Raw genomic sequence first — 19560 nt, forward strand, 5'->3', positions numbered from 1 at the left:
TACGAGTGCCGACACGGAGGTGGCAGTCACATGGGGATAGACGTGCCGACGCTCGACGATCAAACGTACGAGGACTTACTCGAGCAGGCGAAGAAACTGATCCCCGCGTACGAAGCGGAGTGGACGGATTTCAACCCGCACGATCCGGGGATCACGATCCTCGAAGTGCTCGCGTGGGTGACGGAGACTCACAGCTATCAGCTCGACCAGGTGACCGATGCCCACCGGGAGAAGTACCTTCGGCTCCTCGGGCACGAACGCCGACCGCAGACGGCTGCATCCGCGCCGTTGTCGATCGACCCGCCGGATTCGACTGTCGGGACGCGAATTCCGGCGGAAACCGGTCTCGCCGTCGCGGACGGCGCCGACGAGAGCTATCGGTTCGAGACCGACCACGACGTCGTGCTCTCGGGGGCCGAGATCGATCGCGTCGCCACCGTCGACGGCACGGGCGAGACGGACCACACCGAAGCGAATCGAACGAGTGGCATGTTCTATCGACCGTTCGGTGACGACATCTGCGCCGACGCCGCGCTGTTCCTCGGCTTCGACGGCGACCCGTTCGCTGGCACGGACGCGCTCACGCTCGTCGTCGACTATCACGACGACGACCTCCCGGATCCAGCCCCGGGCGACGCCCTCGCCGACGAGCCGTCCGTCTCGCCGACGGTCGAGATCTCGTGGGCGTACCGTGGTCCCGAGATGGACTCGTGGGAATCCCTGTCGATCGCCGTCGACGAGACCACCGCGATGTACGACGGTGGGGTGATCGAACTCACCCGCCCGACGGCGTCGCAACCAGCGTCGGGACGGGACCACGCACTCACCGACGCGTCGGACGACCGCGGCTGGCTCCGCTGTCGCGTCGAGACGCCGGGATACGAGTTTCCGCCACAGCTAGACGGTGTGCGAACGAACGTCGTCACCGCGAGCCACCGGGCGCGCGTCGCGGACGAACCGCTCCGACCGGTGACGGTTCCCGGCTCCGGTGGCACCGAGGAGACCCTCGGGCTCGACGGACAGACCTACGCGTTCCCCGACGAGAACCTGTTCGCCGCGACGGTCAGCGTCGATGGCGAGCGATTCACCGAGGTTTCCGACTTCGACGCCTCTGGCCCCGACGATCCACACTACGTCCTCGACCGATCCCGCGGTCGCGTGACGTTCGGTGACGGGCGTTCCGGACGGGTTCCCCCGGCGAACGCGACGATCTCGGCGTCGTACGTCTACGGCGGCGGCGAGGCGGGGAACGTGTCGCCGGGTGCGGTCTGGCGCTTCGCCGACCCGATGCCCGCCGCGCTCTCCGGGACGTCGCTCGCCACTGCCGAGGGTGACGTCTCCCCACTTTCCGGGGCCACGGGCGGGACGGACGCCGAGTCGATCGAAGCGGCCATGCGCCGGGCGCGGCGTGATCTCAGACGCCCCTATCGCGCCGTTACGGCCGACGACGTTCGCTCGGTGGCCGCGCGGACGCCCGGCTTGCGAATCGCCCGGACGGCCGTACTCGTCGGCGATCCGATCACCGTCGTCGTCGTTCCGTACGCGCCGCCCGACGTGGGCCGGCCGGTTCCCAGCGACGGGTTCGTCCGGGCCGTCCAGTCACACGTCGACGAGCGGACGCTGTTGACCGACCGCGTCTCCGTTCGGGGGCCGCGCTACGTCGGCCTGGAACTGTCCGTGACGGGCCGGACGCGTCCGGGATACACGGCGCGAAATCACGAGACCGCCGTCGCGGAAGCGGTCGAATCGTACGTCCACCCGCTCACGGGCGCCGACGGGGACGGCTGGCCGTTCGGACAGCCGTTACAGGGGACGCGTCTCGTCGAGCGACTCACCGATCTGGAGGCGATCGATCACGTCTCGGATCTCTCGATCACCGCCCACGGAGGGACGATGGTCGACGAACACACGGTCGAGATCGGTGACGCGGCGCTGTTCGCCGTCGACTCGGTGACGGTCGACTTACACGGGGCGGGTGGGGTGAACTGAGATGGAGTACTCGTACTCGACGGCGACGAGTGAGGCCGACTGGAACGAGTGGGTGAAACGCAACGCCGCCGTCGTCGACGGCGGCCTGTCGATCGCGCGAACGACCTCGATCCGCGAGGCTGATCTCGGCGTGTCGGTCGTCGATCACGCTGTCGATCCGACCGGCGTCCTCTACACCGTCCACGACTCGGGGGCGCTGTATCGCTACGATCCCGCGACGGACCTGCATCAGCGACTGATAGAGGGCTCGGAGCCCTCGATCGATCGACCATGTGCGGTGTGTGCGAGCGAGAATCGCGTCTACGTTGCCGACGCCGCCGACGGCTCGATCGCCACGCTCTCGCCGCGATTGCAGCGGGAACTCGGTCAGCTTCCCTGCGAGGCGGCAGACCCACGCACACTCCGGTACGCGGACGGCGTCGTCTACGTCGTCGACGGTGACGATCGGCTCGTGACTGTCGGCGGCGAGGCAGAACTGACCGTCGACTGGTGGCTGCAGTCGCCGATCGACCTCGCTGTCTGTGCCGGCCGGATGTACGTCCTCGACGAGACGAGTGAGGGACGGACGGTTCGTGCGTTCGACGCCGAGGAAGAGCGTCGTGAGGGGCTGTATCCCCTCTCGACTGGTGCGTTCGTCACCGAGGACGCCTCGTTCACGCCGACGGCGATCGCCGTTCCGTCAGGGAGCCTCGTCGTCGCCGGAACGTTCGACGACCGGGATGGACACGGGCTCTTCGAGTGGGACCCCGACCAAGAACGGTTCACGCTCCGTCACGAACTCGCGCGACCGTGTGTCGACCTCGTCGGCCAGCCGACCGACGAGCACAGCCGGCGGGTCTTCTACGCGCTCCTGGGCGAGGAGCGGGCGAGTTACGCGCTCCAGGAGGTTGGCGAGTACGCTCGGCACCCGAAACGCGATCGTCACGTTGGCGTGGCGTTTCATCGTTTCGACGCCGGCAGAGATGCCGTCGAGTGGCACCGAATCGCACTCGATATCGCCCGTGCCTCGGCGAGCACGCAGGTCAGACTCCGGTACGTCGCGACCGACGAGGCGGCGATCGGCTCGTTCGACGCCGAGGGCCTCGCCACTGAGGGCCTCGATCCGAGTGCGATCGAGGCGCTCCGGGAGAGCGGCGTCGACTCGCTGTGGGCACTCGCGACGGCAGCGCCTACCGAGCTCGCCGAGCGATCCGACCGGTTCGACGTCTCGACGATCCGGTCGTGGTGTGAGGCCGCAGGCGAGACGCTCGCCGACCACGCCGACGCCCGCTGGACGCTCGTCGAGACGATCGATCCCGAGGAGACGCTGTTGCGGGACGCGACGGGCCGGTACCTCTACGTGGCCGTCGAACTCGTCGGGACGCCGACGGCGGCACCGCTGGTCGATTCAGTGACGGCGTACTGTCCACGACAGTCGTATCTCCGACACCTGCCCGAGGTGTACCAGGAAGACGACCGGTCGGCGACCTTCCTGGAACGGTTTCTCTCGGTCTTCGAGACCTCGTTCGTCGAGATCGAGCGCGAGATCGAGGGGTTCAGCCGGTACATGGATCCGGGCGGGGTGCCGAGCGAGTCGCTCGAGTGGCTCGAGACCTGGTTGGCCGCGGACGACTATCGATCCTGGCCGGAGAGCGCGCGACGGGAACTCCTCGCCAGGGCGCCCGAACTCTACCGGAAGCGGGGGACGAAGGCCGGCCTGCGCGCGATGCTCGAACTCTATCTCTCTCACACCACCGACGAGGAGTGGTCCGGCCCCGAGCGGGCGACGGCGGAGCGATCTGACCGTTCTCGGCTGTCGGACGCGACTGGAACCGAGAGCGACGCCTCCTCACTCTCGTCGGGTCGTGACATCGACCAGCGACTGTTCTTCCTCGAACCGGGTGACTTAGACTGCATCGAGAACGAGGCAGCGAAAGCTCAGTTCGCATCCCTGTTGCCAGGGCCGCGGTCGTTCGCACTCTGTTGTGGCCCGTTCGACTCGGCGGAACAACGGGAGGCCGTCGAACACATCGTCGAGACGGAGACACCGGCCCACGTCACCGCGCAGGTCCTCCCCATCGAAGACGAGTTCACGCTCGGCGTCGACACGTTCCTCGGCGTCAACAGCGCGCTCCGGCCGCGGGCATTCGCCATGGGCGAGGCCGCACTCGGCGAGGACACCGTCCTCGGTCCGGGGCGGACGACCGAGTGACGAGAAATCGGCCAGCCGGCGATGTGACTCGCGGATTCGATCGAACCAGTCCGGTACCAGCGTTCGGCCGCTCGTGATTATTCGAACACGTTCCACCCGCTCGGCGCCGATCCGAGCCCGCGGACCCGACACTCTCGCGTCCCATCGTCGCGTTCCCTGAGCTCGACGACGCCGTCGAACTGTCCGCGGATCGTGTTGACGGTCGTCGCGTCGTGTGTGTCGTCGGTGAGCGTGTAGACCCCGAGCCCGTCCGTTTCGCTCACTCGGTTCGTAAACACGTGGAGGAATCTGAAGACGGTCGACTCGTCGACGTACTGCAACAGTGTCGAGATGGAGACCAGGCCGTACCGAATGTCGGAGACGCCGCGGCTGTGAAACCGTTTGGACAGTTTGGCTGTTCCGATGCTGATTCCGGTGAGATCGCCCGGGGAGGAGGCCGACTCCGTCATGGCTTCGATCACCGACCCGCCGCCGGTGCCTGAGCAGTCGATGACGCCGATCCGGTCCCGGTTCATCGCGTCGATGTGTCGGTCGAGGTCCTCGAACACCCGGCGTGCGCTGTTTGTCGTGATACAGAGGATCCCTTCGTCGACGTCGTAGCCGGCCGCGACTAACTGCAGTGCGACGTGACGCTTCCCGGAATGCGACGAGCCGATGACGGCGACGTTCGTCCCGGGACGGAGTTCGTCGATCGTGTCGTCGGGCAAGATGCCGCCGATTTCGTAGCTGTCAGTCATGCGTTCTCCTCGTTTCCGTCCCACTCGGCTCCGTCCACGTCCTCCGCGTGGGCGGACGCGTCGTCCGAGAGGTCTCGAACGGCACTGACGAAGTCGATCTCGGAGCCCATGTCCCCGAGTCCGTCGTCCACCGCCGTCTGTTTGGCGTCGATCCGGTCGAGTAGATCCTGATACTCGTCGCTGTCCGCCAGCTCCGCCTCGGACTTCTCGGCCTCTAGGGCACCTCGCCGCGCCATCAGGGAGTGGTACTCCTGAAACTCGTCGTCGACGGACGCTCGATCGAGGAGCGTCTCGACCGTGTCGAGTAAATTGCTTCGCTCCGGTGGTTTGGTGATGTACGCGTCGAAGCCCATCTCGACGACGTCGAAATCGGGCTCGACGGCGGTGACCATCGCCACGCGACAGTCGATTCCACGGGCTCGAATCTCCTGTAAGACCTCCTCACCGGAGTGTTCCGGCATCATGCGATCTAAGAGGACGACGTCGATCGACTCGTCGATCACGTCGAGTGCTTCGGCACCGTCGTGGGCACGGACGATCTCGTAGTCGTCGGCGAGCCAGAGTTCGTAACTCTCCGCGACGGCCGGCTCGTCCTCGACGATGGCGACGACCGGGGGGTCTGTGTCGGTCATGGGAGCACCTCACATTGTGTGGTTGGGTGTATCATCCTTGTGCCTCGGTGGTCGCTCGCGGCAGCTCAAGAACGAAGCAGGCGCCGCCCGACTCGGCGTCTTCCACCCAGGCCTCGCCGCCGTACTTGTCGACCATCACGTCGACGAAGAAGAGACCGAAGCCCGATCCCGTCTCCTTGGCGTGTGAGGTCTCGCCGCGGCGAAACACGGACTCCTTGCGGTCGTCGTCGATTCCGCCCCCGTCGTCGGTGATGCGTATCGTGACCTCGTCGTCGACCGCGGCCGTCACGTCGATCGTGAGGTCGTCGGTGTCGTTGTGCTCGATCGCGTTCAGCAGAACGTTCCCGAGAACCTCCGAGAGCAACTCGTCGGCCCGTGCCTCGATTCCCGGAGCGACGTCGCGTTCGAATTCGATCCTGGGGTTGGCGGTCTGCAGTTCCGAGAGTTTTCGATCGAGGATCGCGGAGACGTCGACCGAGTCGAGCTGGAGACTGTCTTCGGGCGTCGTGAGCGTCTCGACGACGCGCTGGACGCGCTGGGTGACCTCGGTCGTCGTCGTACACCAGTCGACGATCGTACGAGCGTACTGGCCCAGATCGCCGTCGAGCTCCGCGGCCAGGATTTCGCCGCGGGCTTTGATGACCGTCATCCCGTTCAACACGTCGTGGCGCAGGATTGAGTTGAAGAACTCCATCTGTTCGCGCTGGCGTTCGAGTTCCGTCACGTCCATCGCGGCGCCGATGACGTTCGTCACCGCCCCGTTTTCCACGACCGGCCTGTACTCGGCCAGGAAGTGGTTGGTCCCGATCTGAGTCGTGTGCGAGACAGCTTCGCCGTCGAACGCTCGCTCGATCGCCGCGACGATGCTCGGTTGCTTTGCGAAGATGTCGAACACCGACTCGCCGACGACTTCGTCCCTCTCGAGGCCGAGCTCGGCGAGGCCTTTGCCACGGGACTCGAGGAACGTCCTGTCGGCGTCGATCTGGTAAAAGACGAGCGGGAGAGAGTCGAGCACCAGTGAGAGCTTCCGCTTTTGCTCGGTGACGTCCGATGAGATGATCGCGATGCCGTCCTCGTACGGATAGGCCTGGATGTCGACCCAGAACCCTCGGGATTCCACGTGATACTCGCACGAGGCCGGCTCGTCCGTTTCCATCACGGTTCGGAACGTCTCCTCGAGAACGGTCCCGCGTATTTCGGGGAACGCGTCCCAGACGGTCTGTCCGATGAGTTGCTCGGCTGGGGTGTCGAACCGGTCTGCGATCACGTCGTTGCAGTACGTCATCGTCCAGTTCCGGTCGAACGTGTAGTAGGCTTCGGGGAGGCGATCGACGAGTTCCCGGTACTGGTGCTCCTGGCGTACCAGCGCCTGTTCCTGTGCTTTCTTGCTCGTGATGTCGGTGGCCATTCCGACGAGATGTGCGTTCCCCTGCGCCGATCGAACCTCGCCACGCGCGAGGACCCACGTCTCTTCGCCGTTTTCGTGCTGGACCCGGTGTTCGGTCTGAAAGACGTCGCCACGCTCGATCGCCTGTTCGATATCCCGTTCGACCGTGGGAAGATCGTCCGGATGGATGCGCTCGGCGAGGTCGTCGAACGTCTCCGGCTCGACGCCGAACAGTTCCTCCGCGGAGTTGGTCCAGGCCATTTCCCCGCTCTCCAGGTCTAGTTCCCAGACACCCGTATTCGTGCCCTCCAGTGCGACCGCCAGTCGGTTCGTCAATTCGTCGTCTCTCGTTCCTTCGTCGATCGAGGCCGACCTGAGTCGTACCGTCGCCCGAATCGATTCGATCTCCTTCGACTCGAACGGCGCCAGTTCGACCTCGGCTGAACGGGGGCCCCCGGCAGTTTCGTCCAGTTCACCCCGAACGGTCCGGGAATCGCCGCGCCGGGCCACTTCGAGAGCTGCGGTGACCGCGTCCCGATCGAGTGTGAGGGTTTCATTTACGTGTTCGATGACTCTCTTCCCTTCGAGCTCCCCTGGCTCGCGCTGGAACAGGGTAGCGTACGCCGGATTGACGGCCTCGTAGCGACCCGTCTTCGGATCGAGAACCGCGACCGCGTCGTCCAGTTCGTCGAAGAACGCTCGATAGATCGCAGGATCTGCCATGGGGGTCTCTTGCTGTAGGATGACTATCTGGGGATTTGTAGCTAGTGGCCCGAAACCGGTCGCAGGTTCCTGCACATTGTGGCGACTATCTCGACGACGGAGTCGCTGCCAGCGACGACGCACCCCGTCCACTCGTGAGAGATGGCAGTGGACTTATTGTAATGTAGGTATAACAATGCGCATGGAATCATATCGCCGGCCGCGTGATCCTCAGGAACAACGAGCCGAGTCGGGGCCGATGGCGTCCGACCTGACACGCCGGAACGTCCTCGCGGTGACGGGATCGGCGCTCTTCACTGCCGTTGCGGGCTGTACGACAGATGGCGAATCCGACGGCGACGATAACGAGGAAGCGCTGGATAGCCGCGTCGACGAGCGAGTCGACGGCGAGTGGCTGCTACACCGGGCCACCCCGGAAAACACTGCGGCGACGGACGGCTCCGGACCCGATGGTGAGCCGTCGATCGCGTGGGAGCGAGCGGTCGGTGCCAAATCGGGTATCGATCCACTCGTCGTCGATAGCCTCGTCTTCGCGTATCCGCCCGACGGACGCGACGTCGGGACGCTCGAAGCCGCCACTGGCGAACCCACGGCCGCCGGCCCGCTCGCGAGCGGCGAGTTGGCGATGGGGTCCGACGGCGAGACGGTGGTCGCCTATCGCGAGCGAGACGACGGTGACGAACTCGTCGGCCGCGACCTCGAAACGGGCGAGGAAACGTGGACCACCGATGCGACGGACCTGTCGACCCCTCTCCTTACGATGCGCGACGGGGTCGCCTACCAGGGCGGCTCCACGCAGCCGTACGGGCAGGCGTTCGACGTGGACGACGGTGACGACCGCTGGGAGTCCGAGTCGTCGCTCCCGATCGATTTCGCCGTCGACGACGAGATCGTTGCATACGCGTCCGACGAGATACTCGCCGCACTCGAGGCGGACTCTGGCGACCAGCGGTGGGTCGAGGAATTCGACGCGGCGCTGTCGACACCGCCCCTGATCGAGGATCACGTCGTCTCCGCGACGGCCGATGGATCCGTCCTCGCCGTCGACTCGTCGGGAGATCTCGACTGGCGGAAACAGGTCGCGGACGGTGCCGTGACAGCGCTCGCCGCAGCCGAGGGACGGTTGTTCGTCGGAACCGAATCGGGCGTCGTCGCCCTCGACGCCGACAGCGGCGACGAGGTCACCCGATCGACGATTTCCGATGCGGTGCGGGCCCTCGCGGTCGGCGCCGACAACTGCTATGCGATCACCACCGAGACCGATGGCGACGACCCCGAAAACCGGTTGGTCGCCCTCGAGAGCGGTTCGCTGGAGTCGGCGTGGTCGGTCGAGGTACCAGGCGCCGTTCGTTCACGCCCGGTGATCCTCGATGGAATGGTGCTCGTGCGAGTCCTGCCGTCGGCGGCCGTCGACGAGAGCGACTTCGACGAAACACTCCTCGCGTTCGCGTAACCAACTGGTCGCCGGTCGACGTCGTGCGTGGTAGGACGAGAATAGCGAGACGAATTTGGAGACAGCGGTGATCGAGAGACGGTCTACGCCACAGTGTCACCGAGTGAGTGGTTCGGAGAAGACGCGGCTCTATGCGAACGAAGTGAGCGAGAGCCGCGGGAAGATGAGTGGTATTACCGCGATCCGAACGAAGGCGTTCACCGCGAGTGAACGGAGTGAACGAGCGGGCCGACGACTGACCCAGAGACGTCGCGAAGCGACGTCGGCGGGGAAGGAGGAGTGCTTTTGATCGACCTTTTACCGAGCGTCGGCGCGCCGTGCGGCGAAGCCGCCGGCGCGAAATGAGCGTAGCGTAAAAGGTCGTTTTACATCATGCCGCCCATACCGCCGCCCATGCCACCCATGCCGCCGCCCATTCCGCCTGGGCCGCCGGCCGGCATGTCGTCGCCCTCGTCGTCGTCAGCGACGGCGAGGTCGCCCGCGGCGATGACGTCGTCGATGCGAAGCAGCATGACTGCGGCCTCGGTCGCGGAGTCGATGGCCTGAGTCTTGACGCGCTTTGGCTCGTAGACGCCGTCGGCTTCCATGTCGACGGTGTCGCCGGTGTAGGCGTCGAGCCCGGCGCCGGTCTTGCCGGCGTCGTGGTCGGAGCGCAGTTCGACCAGCGAGTCGATGGGGTCGAGGCCGGCGTTCTCGGCGAGGGTGCGTGGGATGACCTCTAACGCGTCGGCGAAGGCCTCGACGGCGAGCTGTTCGCGGCCGCCGACGGAGTCGGCGTAGTCGCGCAGGGCGAGCGAGAGCTCGACTTCGGGTGCGCCGCCGCCGGCGAGCACCTTGCCGTCCTCGATGGTGGTGCGGACGACGCCGATGGCGTCCTCGATGGCGCGGTCGACCTCGTCGATGACGTGTTCGGTGCCACCGCGGAGAATGAGGGTGACGGCCTGGGCGTCCTCGACGTCTTCGACGAAGACGTGTTCGTCACCGGCGATCTCCTTCTGGGAGACGGAGCCGGCGAAGCCGAGGTCGTCTTCGGTGATGTCGTCGACGGAGGAGACGGGCGTCGCGCCGGTCGAGCGGGCGATCTGCTGGGCGTCGGAGTTCTTGACGCGGCGGACGGCCAGGATGCCCTCCTGGGCGAGGTAGTGCTGGGCCATGTCGTCGATGCCGGAGTCGACGAAGACGGCGTCGGCGCCGACGTCGGCGAGCTGATCGACCATCTCCTCGAGCTGGGCCTCTTCCTGCTCGATAAACTGCTGGAGCTGGTCGGGGTCGGTGACGTTGACCTCGGCGTCGATCTCGGTCTCTTTGACCTCGAGTGCGCCGTCGATGACGGCGACGTTGGCGTCCTCGACGAAGTACGGCATGTTGTCGGAGACGCGGCTCTTGTTGACGAGGACGCCCTCGACGAGTTCGGAGTTCTCGATGGCGCCGCCGACGACCTTCTCGACGGAGATGTTGTCCGTGTCGATGCCGTCGTCGTCGGCGACAGTGCGGACGGCGTCGACGACGAGCTCCGAGAGCAGGTCGCGGGCGTTCTCGGCGCCCTTGCCGGTCATCGCGGTGGCGGAGATCTGCTGGAGGATCTCTTTGTCGTCGGCGTCGACGTCGATCGCGACGTCGTCGAGGGCCTCCGTGGCCTTCTGGGCAGCCTGTCGGTAGCCCTGCGCGACGGTGGTCGCGTGGATGTCCTGGTCGAGGAGCTCTTCGGCGCGCTTGAGCAGTTCACCGGCGACGACGACGGCGGAGGTAGTACCGTCGCCGACTTCGCTCTCCTGGGTCTCGGCGACGTCGACGATCATGTCGGCGGCCGGGTGGTCGATCTCCATCTCCGTCAGGAGGGTGACACCGTCGTTGGTAACGATGACGGAGCCACTGGAGTCGACGAGCATCTTGTCCATGCCCTTCGGGCCGAGCGTGGTGCGGACGGACTCCGCGACGGCCTTGCCGGCCTGGATGTTCATCGACTGTGCGTCTTTACCCGATGTGCGCTGACTGTCGTCCGAGAGGACGATGAGGGGCTGGTTGCCCATTTGCTGAGCCATAGTCACTCGAAGGATTGTTTGTGATTCTATATAGGCTTTTCGCTCCCTGTCGTCTGACTGCCGCCCGTGTGTGGGATTCGGAGACTGTGTGGTCGTCTAGCACGCGGGGTTTAAGTACGGTTTTCGCTGGGGGGACAACTGTCTGGTACGTGGGTCGCTGCTGTTGATCAGCTGCGTTTCGCCCGGAGAACCGGGTCTGGATGCGGTCGCCAGAACATCAGTCAGCCGTTGTCCCTCGGCCATCAAGCCTGTGCCGGCGATCAGGCTTGTTCTTCCGTGCCCGAGCCCGGGAAGCGATGGTACTCGAGCCCCTGTCGTTTGAGTTCGTTGTGCTTCTCTTCTAAGAACGAGTAGACCGCGCCGTGGGGCGCACCGTCGAGAAGCATCTCCGCGGCGGTGCGGACGACGTCGACCTGTTCCGGCGTCCCGATGATCGCGAGCGTCGAGCCGTAGATGACGACGGAGGCGCCCGAGAGCTCCTCCATGAGCTCGCGGGTGCGGCCGTTCTCGCCGATCAGTCGGCCCTTCTGTCGCTTCATGTCGTTCGCGTTGCGGGACGCCGTGTCGATGTCGACGATGTCGAACATCATCAGTTCGTCGTCGAGCAGCGCCAGGGCGTCCTCGGGGGCGAACCCGCGCCCGATCGCCCGGACGATGTCCGGTCCCTTCAGGCCGAGCACGGGATCGCCGACGGTCTCGACCGCGACCGACCCGTTCTCGGAGTCGATGTCGAGCCTGACCTCGGCGGCCGACTCGATCTCCCGCATCGTCTCCCCGCCGCTGCCGATGAGGACGCCGATGCGGTCCTGCGGAATCTTCACGTGCTGCATGATCGGGCCTATTCGGTGCGCGGGGTTAAGCCCTTGGACCGAACTGGCCTGCATTGGTCTCTGTCGCCCCGCGGCGGACGGCGAGATAGCCACCGAACGCGCCCAGGAGAATCGGATAGAGCAGCCCTGCCAGCAGCAGCGCTTCGGTGAATTCGACGCTTGCGGACGTCCCTTCGTCACCGGTGAACTCGAACACTTGCGTCCCGATTGCAACCGTGAGCAGATAGCCGACGGTCACCGTCGCGCCGATCTTCGCCCCGTCCTCCGGCGACGCGGTCGCCGGGAGCACCCGCGCTGCGAGCAGGTAACCCGCGCCGATCAGGACGACGACCGGGACGAGGCGCCAGAGGATTTCGGGGATCACGGCCTCTTCCATGAGCGCACCGAACATATCGAACGACATCGATCCGAACACCGTGTCCACGCCGAGATCGACGAAGTGAGCGCCAAAGTACACCCATCCGAGCACTGTCAGCAGTCCCGGTTCGTCTCCCTGTGAATCGACCTCGCCGGTCTCGTCGGTCACACTATCGTCGAGCACTCCCTCGGCTACCACGAGGCCGCTGAGCAGAACGAACCCCACGACGAACGCGCCGATTCCGATGACCAGTGCTTGTTGCCACGGAACGTCGTCGAAGAACGATTCTCGATCGTCGCCCGTTGTGGTGCGTGCCTCCGTTGATTCTGGTGCTGTCATTTCGCCAGCGTTCACAGTCCCGGTAGGTAACGTTGACGGCTCCGTGACCGGTCTACAGTACTGGCCGGGGCAGCGTGCCTGCGTCGATTTCGACGGTCCGTACCCGTGGCTACCCCCGATCGGCTTGGTGGGGGGAGGGCGGCCGATGCCGCGGGACGCCGACCCGTTCGAGCGCTCGCGCACGCTCTCCCGGGCGGAGCCGATACGGCCCGAGTTCGTCCGCGAGTGACCCGAGCGCCTCGCGCCGGCGCTGGTGATCTGCCAGGAAGTCCGCGATTCGGTCGATCGCGAGCTCCTTCAGTTCGCCGCTCAACAGCTCGCCGGCACGGTACGCGCGCTCGATTCGCTCGAGTTCAGCGTCGTCCGGTTCGAACAGGTAGCGCAGGTACTGGAACGGGACGTCGACGCTGGGGTCGCCACCCAGTTCCCGGTGTTTCTCGACCGTCGATTGCCCGCCCGTGTAGGCGTGTTCGCGAATCGTTTTCGCGACCGTTTCGCGGTCGTCGGTCAACTCGATCGACGGGGCGTCGTCCGAGGAACTCAGCTTCCCCGGGCCGTCGAGGGCTGGAAGGAAGCGACCGAGGAGCGCGCCCGGCTTCTGGACGGGCAGTGACTCCCTCGCCGCGAGGTCGCGGCAGATCCTGACGTGGGGATCTTGATCGACGGCGATGGGGACCAGCGTCGGTTGCTGTCCCTCGACAAGTTGCGGGAGCAGGAGGTGCGTGGCCTGGACGGCCGGATAGAACGAGAGTCCCACGTTGTCCTGCTCGCCGTAGACCGCATCGACGGTCGCCGGCGTCAGCCGCTCGGCCAGCGAGACGGCGATGGGATAGATCACGTCGGCGTCGGCCGTGTCGAGGACGATCCGTGTTCGCTCGGGATCGAAGCCGACGGCGAGGACGTCCCGGAGGTTGTCTCGGGTGAACTCGCCGATCTCGTCGAACGTCAGGTCTCTGGAGAGGAGCTTCTCGTCGTCCGAAAACGGGAGGTACACCGTCGCTCCCGTCTCGTCCTGGAAGCGCTTCGCGAGGTACAGCGGGAGGACGTGACCGAGGTGGAGCGGGCCCGAGGGACCGACGCCGGTGACGATCGAGTGGGCTTGGCCTGCCTCCGCGGCGTCGAGATACTGATCGACGTCGCGACCGGCGTACATCGTCCGCCGCCGGATCGCTGGATGGTAGGGGAGCCGCTCGATCTGTTCGTCGGAGAGCGGCTCGGCGCCGAACTCCGAAACGAGGCGGTCGTACTCGGTGTCGGTGACGGTGTTGCCATCGAGTCGTGCAGACGAGGGTCGTTCGGGCGAATGTTCGGTGGCCGATGCGGCTGGGTCGGACGAGTGTCCGCCGGTCGCTGTGGCTGGATCGGTCGGGTGTTCACTGGTCGGTTCCGCTGTGTCGGGTGTGTCAGATGAATCGTGTCGTGCCATTGTGCGTCGCTGCGGGGTGAACTGCGGGCTGTCGGATAGCTATCCGGGAGCGGTGGAGAGAACGAAGGGAGCCGCCGACACCACGACGCCGGGTTAGGCCGCGACGCCGTTGCCATCGACACTGTCCGCTCTCGATGGGTGACGCCAGCACCAGCCGAGAGCGGGATGCATACGGATACATCGTCGCTGTGGTTACCTAACGGTTTCGCCCGGGCCGCTGCTTCGTCCGACACACTGTCCCGGTCGCAAACCAGGGTGCGCCCAATTTTTCGTATCCTAATCGGGCCGCCGTTCTCTGTGTCGAATAGTTACTAGACGTTCGATGCGTCCCGGGATCTAAATGCTGGTTCTTAAGACCACCCAGTGGGACCATCCAGTAATGAGACGACGCACGTTCGTCGGCACGATCGGCGGCGGGACGCTCGCAGGGGTCGCTGGCTGCCTCACACGCGACGGCAGTGAGTCGCCGAGTTCGGGGGACGAACTGTCGGGTTCCCCGGAGTCGGGAACGATCACGGTCGCCACGTACGACTCGATGATCGACGGGACCGATCCGGCGGGAACCTGGCTGAAGGAGGCGTTCGAGGAGGCCCACTCAGACGCCACCCTCGAGTGGACGACGGCGGAGAACGGACTCAATCACTACATCCAGCGTGAAGCCCAGGATGCCTCGCTCGAGGCAGACGTCTATCTGGGGGTCAACGTCGACGACCTGGCCCGCATCGACGACCAACTCGGCGACGGCGGGCTCTTTCTCGAACTCGCCGACGACCGACTCGACCGGACCGATCGTATCCGCGACGGCCTGGCGATGGGTGACCCGCACGGCCGGGTTCGTCCGTTCGACACCGGGTACATCAGCCTGGTCTACGACGAGACCGTCGTCGATGCACCCGAGACGTTCGACGACCTGCTTGACCCCGCCTACGAGGGGACGCTCCTCGCCCAGAACGCCCAGACGTCGGACCCGGGCCAGGCGTTCTTGCTGTGGACGATCGATGCGTACGGCGAGGACGACTATCTCGAGTACTGGAACGATCTCGCGGCCAACGACGTCCGTATCCTCGACGACTGGACCGAATCGTACTACGGAGCGTACATGGAAGAAGAGCGGCCGATGGTGGTCTCGTACTCGACCGACCAGGTGTTCGCGGCCGCCGAGGGCTACGACATGAGCCGCCACCAGATCGCGTTCCCCGAGGGGCAGGGGTACGCCAACCCCGAGGGTGTCGGCGTCTTCGACCGGGCGTCGAACGCGGCGCTCGCGCACACGTTCGTCGACTTCCTGCTCTCGAGCGACGCCCAGGCCGAGATCGCCCAGCGCAACGTCCAGTTCCCGGCCGTTGCTGCCGAACACGTCGATCTGGCCGATGACTTCGACCAGTACGCCCACGAACCGCCGGAGGCCGTGACGATCGGCTACGACCGACTCCGGGGCAACCTCGACGGCTGGGTCGAGGAGTGGGCGCGCGACCGGACCGGGCTGTAGGGCCGTGTCAGACGACGAGCCCCGTCACGACCGGCCGTCCGACACCGCAACCGGCAGGGCCGTGGCCGACCGGACTGGAGTCGAGATGGCTCGAACCGAGGCCGTGACTGCCTGGATCGAGCGTCACGCACTGACGTTCCTCGCCCTCGCCACCGCGGCGACCCTCGTGGTGATGCTGTACGTCCCGGTCGCGATCGTCTTCGCGGAGGCCGTCGTCGATCGTGGCTCGATCGCTTTCGGGTCGTTCGCCGACGTCCTTACCGACCCGTTCTTCGTCGGCGAGCTGGCGACGATCGCCGCCGATCCGCTGGCGATCCCGGACCATCTCGCGGGGATCTGGGGGTGGCTTACGGCAATTTCGATCTCCGCGACCGTCGTGACCGTCCCGGGAATCGGCATCTCGATCCCGTGGCTCGCCGTCGACACGCCGAGCCTCCGTCTGGGCCTGTTCGGCTTTACGGCCTACCAGGCGGCCCTCTCGACACTCGCCAGCCTCGCACTCGGACTTCCGGCTGCGGCCGTCCTCGCGAAATACGACTTCTGGGGCCGCCGAACGATCCGATCGCTGACGATCCTCCCGTTCGTCCTCCCTGGCATTCTCGTCGCGGTCGGCTTCTACGCCACGTTCGGCCGGGCGGGAACGATCAACTCCCTTCTCGGCGTCGTTGGCCTCGGCCCGTATCCGTTCATCGAGTGGAACCCGCTCGCGATCGTGATCGTGGCCCACGCCTTCTACAACGCGCCGCTGATCGCCCGAGTGACGGTCGCCGCCTGGGAGTCCGTCGACGTCCGGAGCGTCGAGACCGCCCGCAGTCTGGGGGCGAGTCGGCGCCGTGCATTCGTCGACGTCGTCTTCCCGCAACTGCGCCCGGCGATCCTCGCCGGTGCCCTCCTGACGTTCATCTTCACGTTCATGACGTTCCCGATCGTCCTCGCGCTCGGCGGGCTGGAACTCGCGACCGTCGAGGTCTGGATCTACGACCGGGTCAGTACCCTCGCCTTCACCGAAGCCGCGACGCTCGCCATCCTCGAGACCGTCATCTCGCTCGGCCTGACCTACGCGTACCTCCGCTACGAGTCCGCCCAGTCGGGGCTCTCGGCGACCGGCTCTCCGCCCCCACGCGAACGCCTGTTCCCGGACCTGCGGAGCGTCTGTTCGCCACGCCGACTGGCGATCGTCGGCTACGGCCTCCTCGCGCTGGTCGTCTTCGTCGGCCCGCTCGCGAGCCTCGTTCTCGGGAGCGTCACCGACGGGAGCGGGTTCACCCTCCGTCACTACGCGTTCCTGCTCGACCGCCAACTCGAGGGCGAGTCGTTCCAGACGTTGCCGTTTCGCGCCATCGTAAACTCGTTGCTCTTCGGGCTCGCGACGCTCCTCGTGGCCGTCCCGATGGGTGTCGTCGTCTCCGTGGTGACGACGCGGGCCGGCCGGAGCGGAACGGTCGTCGATACGCTCGCCATGCTTCCCCTCGCGGTCAGCGGCATCGTCTTCGGGATCGGCCTCCTGCAGGGGCTCGTCTTCGGAATCTCGCTCCCCGGTGGGTGGCGCCTGCAGGTGACCGGGACCGTGGCGATCGTCGCCGCCCACGCCGTCGCCGCGTACCCGTTCGTCACGCGAACCGTCTCGCCACAACTCGACGACCTCGACCCGGCGCTGGTCGAATCCGCTCGGGCCCTCGGGGCCTCGCGGGGTCGGGCACTGCTCGACGTCGAACTCCCGCTCGTCGCCTCTGCCATCGTCGCCGGGGCCGCCTTCGCGTTCGCCATCTCGATCGGCGAATTCTCTTCGACGGTGATTTTGGCGACCGGGAGCGACGCCTACACCATGCCAGTGGCCGTCGAGCGCTACCTCGGCCGGCGATCCGGCCCCGCCCTCGCCATGGGAACGGTGCTCCTCGCCGTCACCGCAGCCAGCTTCGTCGTCGTCGATCGCGTCGGCGGGAGGTTCGAGTGATGACCGATCTCCGCCTCGACGGCGTCTCGAAGCGCTACGACGGGGGAGGGGGAACGTCACCCGACGCGGCCGACGAATCGGGAACGCTCGCCCTGCGCGACGCCGACCTGACGATCCGCGACGGCGAGTTCTTCACGCTCGTCGGTCCCTCCGGCTGCGGGAAGACGACCACGTTACGGACGATCGCCGGCTTCGAGGCGCCCACGCACGGGCGTGTCTCGTTCGACGGGGACGACGTCACTGGCGTTGCCCCCGAACGGCGGGACGTCGGCGTCGTCTTCCAGAGCTACGCGCTCTTTCCGCACATGACCGTCGCCGAGAACGTCGGCTACGGCCTGCGATTTCGCGATCCGCCTGCAGGCACCTCCCGCGACGACCGAATCGAGCACCTGCTCGACCTCGTCGATCTCGCCGGGATGGGCGAGCGCGACCCGGCACAGCTCTCCGGCGGACAACAACAGCGTGTGGCCCTCGCCCGTGCGCTCGCGCCGGAACCCTCCTTGCTCCTGCTCGACGAACCGATGAGCGCACTGGACGCTCGCCTCCGGGAGTCGCTACGCCGACAGGTGAAACGAATCCAGACCCAGCTCGACATCACGACCGTCTACGTCACCCACGATCAGTCGGAGGCGCTGGCCATCTCGGACCGCCTCGCCGTCATGAACGCCGGCCGGGTCGAACAGGTTGGCCCGCCACGAGAGATCTACCGGGAACCGGCGACGCGCTTCGTCGCCGAGTTCGTCGGCGACAACAACGTCTTCGAGGGCACCGTCGACGAGACGACCGACGATCGGTCACGCGTCACCGTCGACGGGTGGACGTTTTCCCTCCCGACACTCCCCGACACCGCCGACCGGGTCACGTTCTGTGTCCGGCCGGACGCCCTCTCGCGGGCCGTCGAGCACAATCGCTTCACCGTCGCCGTCGAAACGACCGAATTCCTCGGCGAGCGCGTCCGGTGTAACGGTCGATGGAACGGCCGGCCGATCGTGTTGCACGTCGACGACACTATCGACGAACGGTCGCCGGACGGCGACCTCACCGTCGGGTTCGAGCCGTCGGCTGCACACGTCGTCGACGTCGAATAAGAGTCCACTGTCGCGAACGCCGGCTCGCGTACCGTCTCGCTACTCCCGCGATGGATCCGGTTCGGGGTCGGTCACGAACGCGAGCAGGTCGTCGTCGCTGACGTCGACGCCCTGGCGCCGGAAGAACGAGGCCACGTTCGTACAGTCGCGCTCTAAGAACTCGCGGCTGTTGGGGTGGTGGACCGTCACCGCCTGTCCGAGGTCGATGACGATCAGTTGCCCGTCGTGAAAGACGACGTTGTACTCGCTCAGGTCGCCGTGGACGATCCCCGCCGCGTAGAGGCGGCGCATGTACTCCCGGAGTACCTCGTAGGCCGTCTGTGGGTTCTCGATCGTGACCTCGCCGAGTCGCCTCGCTCGCCCTGCCTCGTCGCCGATGTACTCCATCACGAGGACGTTTCGCTCGGTCGCGATCGGTTCCGGGACGCGGACACCCGCGCGCTCGGCCCGTCGCAGGTTGGCGAACTCCTTTTTCACCCAGGCGAGCACGACGTCTTTCTTCTTGCCGCCCAGCCCCTCGAACCGGGGGTCGCCCTCCAGATACGACCGCATCTGGCGGAAACTCGAGGCGTTGATGCGGTAGACCTTCACTGCGACCTCGGTGTCGTCGGGACCCAGCGCCTGATAGACGTTGGCCTCCTTGCCCGTCGAGATGGGGCCGCCGAAGGCTTCGACGTGGCCGTCCTGGACGAGTTTGTACAGCGCGGCGAACGTCGCGTCGTCGAACACCGACTGTTCGACCTTGAACTGGTCGGCGTCGGTCAGGCGCTCGCGGAACTGGCTGAATTTCCGGTCGCGTTTGCGGGCGATCCGGTCGGCCTCCGTCTCCGAGACGTCGATCTCTTCCCACTCGTCGCCGGGAACTTCGACGGAGTCCGTGTCGACCAGTCCGTACTCGTCTCCCATTCGATCGTCCTAACCG

14 protein-coding genes are annotated in these 19560 nt (G+C 66.1%); 6 read left to right on the forward strand and 8 right to left on the reverse strand.

Annotated features, from left to right (window positions below):
- Window positions 1–30 precede the first annotated feature (30 nt).
- Window positions 31–1989, forward strand: coding sequence for a putative baseplate assembly protein (locus HALRU_RS00645; protein WP_015299488.1), 1959 nt, complete (start codon window positions 31–33; stop codon window positions 1987–1989).
- A gap of 1 nt (window position 1990) precedes the next feature.
- A complete protein-coding gene (locus HALRU_RS00650; protein ID WP_015299489.1) occupies window positions 1991–4180 on the forward strand; it encodes a phage tail protein in 2190 nt (729 codons plus the stop codon).
- A gap of 77 nt (window positions 4181–4257) precedes the next feature.
- On the opposite strand, the gene HALRU_RS00655 is transcribed toward HALRU_RS00650, so the two are convergent.
- Genes HALRU_RS00655 through HALRU_RS00665 form a run of 3 tightly spaced genes read right to left on the reverse strand, consistent with a single transcriptional unit; the run spans window position 4258 to window position 7659 of the window.
- Window positions 4258–4917, reverse strand: a complete 660-nt coding sequence (locus tag HALRU_RS00655) for an RAD55 family ATPase (RefSeq protein ID WP_015299490.1) — start codon at window positions 4915–4917, stop codon at window positions 4258–4260.
- The gene (locus HALRU_RS00660; RefSeq protein ID WP_015299491.1) at window positions 4914–5549 is read right to left on the reverse strand and encodes a HalX domain-containing protein; all 636 of its coding nucleotides are present in this window, start codon (window positions 5547–5549) and stop codon (window positions 4914–4916) included. The genes HALRU_RS00655 and HALRU_RS00660 overlap by 4 nt, the downstream gene beginning before the upstream one ends.
- A gap of 31 nt (window positions 5550–5580) precedes the next feature.
- The gene (locus HALRU_RS00665) at window positions 5581–7659 is read right to left on the reverse strand and encodes a PAS domain-containing sensor histidine kinase (RefSeq protein WP_015299492.1); all 2079 of its coding nucleotides are present in this window, start codon (window positions 7657–7659) and stop codon (window positions 5581–5583) included.
- 181 nt (window positions 7660–7840) lie between these two features.
- Between HALRU_RS00665 and HALRU_RS00670 the strand changes: the two genes are divergently transcribed.
- The gene (locus tag HALRU_RS00670; protein WP_171814972.1) at window positions 7841–9112 is read left to right on the forward strand and encodes an outer membrane protein assembly factor BamB family protein; all 1272 of its coding nucleotides are present in this window, start codon (window positions 7841–7843) and stop codon (window positions 9110–9112) included.
- 365 nt (window positions 9113–9477) lie between these two features.
- On the opposite strand, the gene thsA is transcribed toward HALRU_RS00670, so the two are convergent.
- The 4 genes from thsA to HALRU_RS00690 all read right to left on the reverse strand — a co-directional run bounded on the left by thsA (window position 9478) and on the right by HALRU_RS00690 (window position 14107).
- Window positions 9478–11142: a thermosome subunit alpha gene (gene thsA, locus HALRU_RS00675; protein WP_148680577.1), complete on the reverse strand. Its 1665-nt coding sequence runs from the start codon at window positions 11140–11142 to the stop codon at window positions 9478–9480.
- Window positions 11143–11414: 272 nt separating this feature from the next.
- The gene (locus HALRU_RS00680) at window positions 11415–11984 is read right to left on the reverse strand and encodes a KH domain-containing protein (protein WP_007701646.1); all 570 of its coding nucleotides are present in this window, start codon (window positions 11982–11984) and stop codon (window positions 11415–11417) included.
- 25 nt (window positions 11985–12009) lie between these two features.
- Window positions 12010–12681, reverse strand: coding sequence for a hypothetical protein (locus HALRU_RS00685; RefSeq protein WP_015299495.1), 672 nt, complete (start codon window positions 12679–12681; stop codon window positions 12010–12012).
- A 109-nt stretch (window positions 12682–12790) separates the two neighbouring features.
- Window positions 12791–14107: a tryptophan--tRNA ligase gene (locus HALRU_RS00690; protein WP_015299496.1), complete on the reverse strand. Its 1317-nt coding sequence runs from the start codon at window positions 14105–14107 to the stop codon at window positions 12791–12793.
- Window positions 14108–14486: 379 nt separating this feature from the next.
- On the opposite strand from HALRU_RS00690, the gene HALRU_RS00695 reads away from it, so the two are divergent.
- The 3 genes from HALRU_RS00695 to HALRU_RS00705 all read left to right on the forward strand — a co-directional run bounded on the left by HALRU_RS00695 (window position 14487) and on the right by HALRU_RS00705 (window position 18638).
- On the forward strand, window positions 14487–15596 hold the full coding sequence (locus HALRU_RS00695) for a thiamine ABC transporter substrate-binding protein (RefSeq protein WP_015299497.1): 1110 nt from the start codon (window positions 14487–14489) through the stop codon (window positions 15594–15596).
- An 85-nt stretch (window positions 15597–15681) separates the two neighbouring features.
- Complete coding sequence (locus tag HALRU_RS00700) at window positions 15682–17550, forward strand: ABC transporter permease (protein WP_015299498.1); 1869 nt, start codon at window positions 15682–15684, stop codon at window positions 17548–17550.
- Window positions 17550–18638 carry an ABC transporter ATP-binding protein gene (locus tag HALRU_RS00705; protein ID WP_015299499.1) on the forward strand — a complete coding sequence of 363 codons (1089 nt, stop codon included), beginning with the start codon at window positions 17550–17552 and terminating at the stop codon, window positions 18636–18638. The genes HALRU_RS00700 and HALRU_RS00705 overlap by 1 nt, the downstream gene beginning before the upstream one ends.
- Before the next feature lie 39 nt (window positions 18639–18677).
- Here the strand turns inward: HALRU_RS00705 and rio1 are convergent, their stop codons facing one another.
- Window positions 18678–19544, reverse strand: coding sequence for a serine/threonine-protein kinase Rio1 (gene rio1, locus HALRU_RS00710; protein WP_015299500.1), 867 nt, complete (start codon window positions 19542–19544; stop codon window positions 18678–18680).
- Between the last annotated feature and the right edge of the window lie 16 nt (window positions 19545–19560).

Origin of the sequence: Halovivax ruber XH-70 (assembly GCF_000328525.1) — an archaeon.
In the GTDB taxonomy this organism is placed as follows: domain Archaea; phylum Halobacteriota; class Halobacteria; order Halobacteriales; family Natrialbaceae; genus Halovivax; species Halovivax ruber.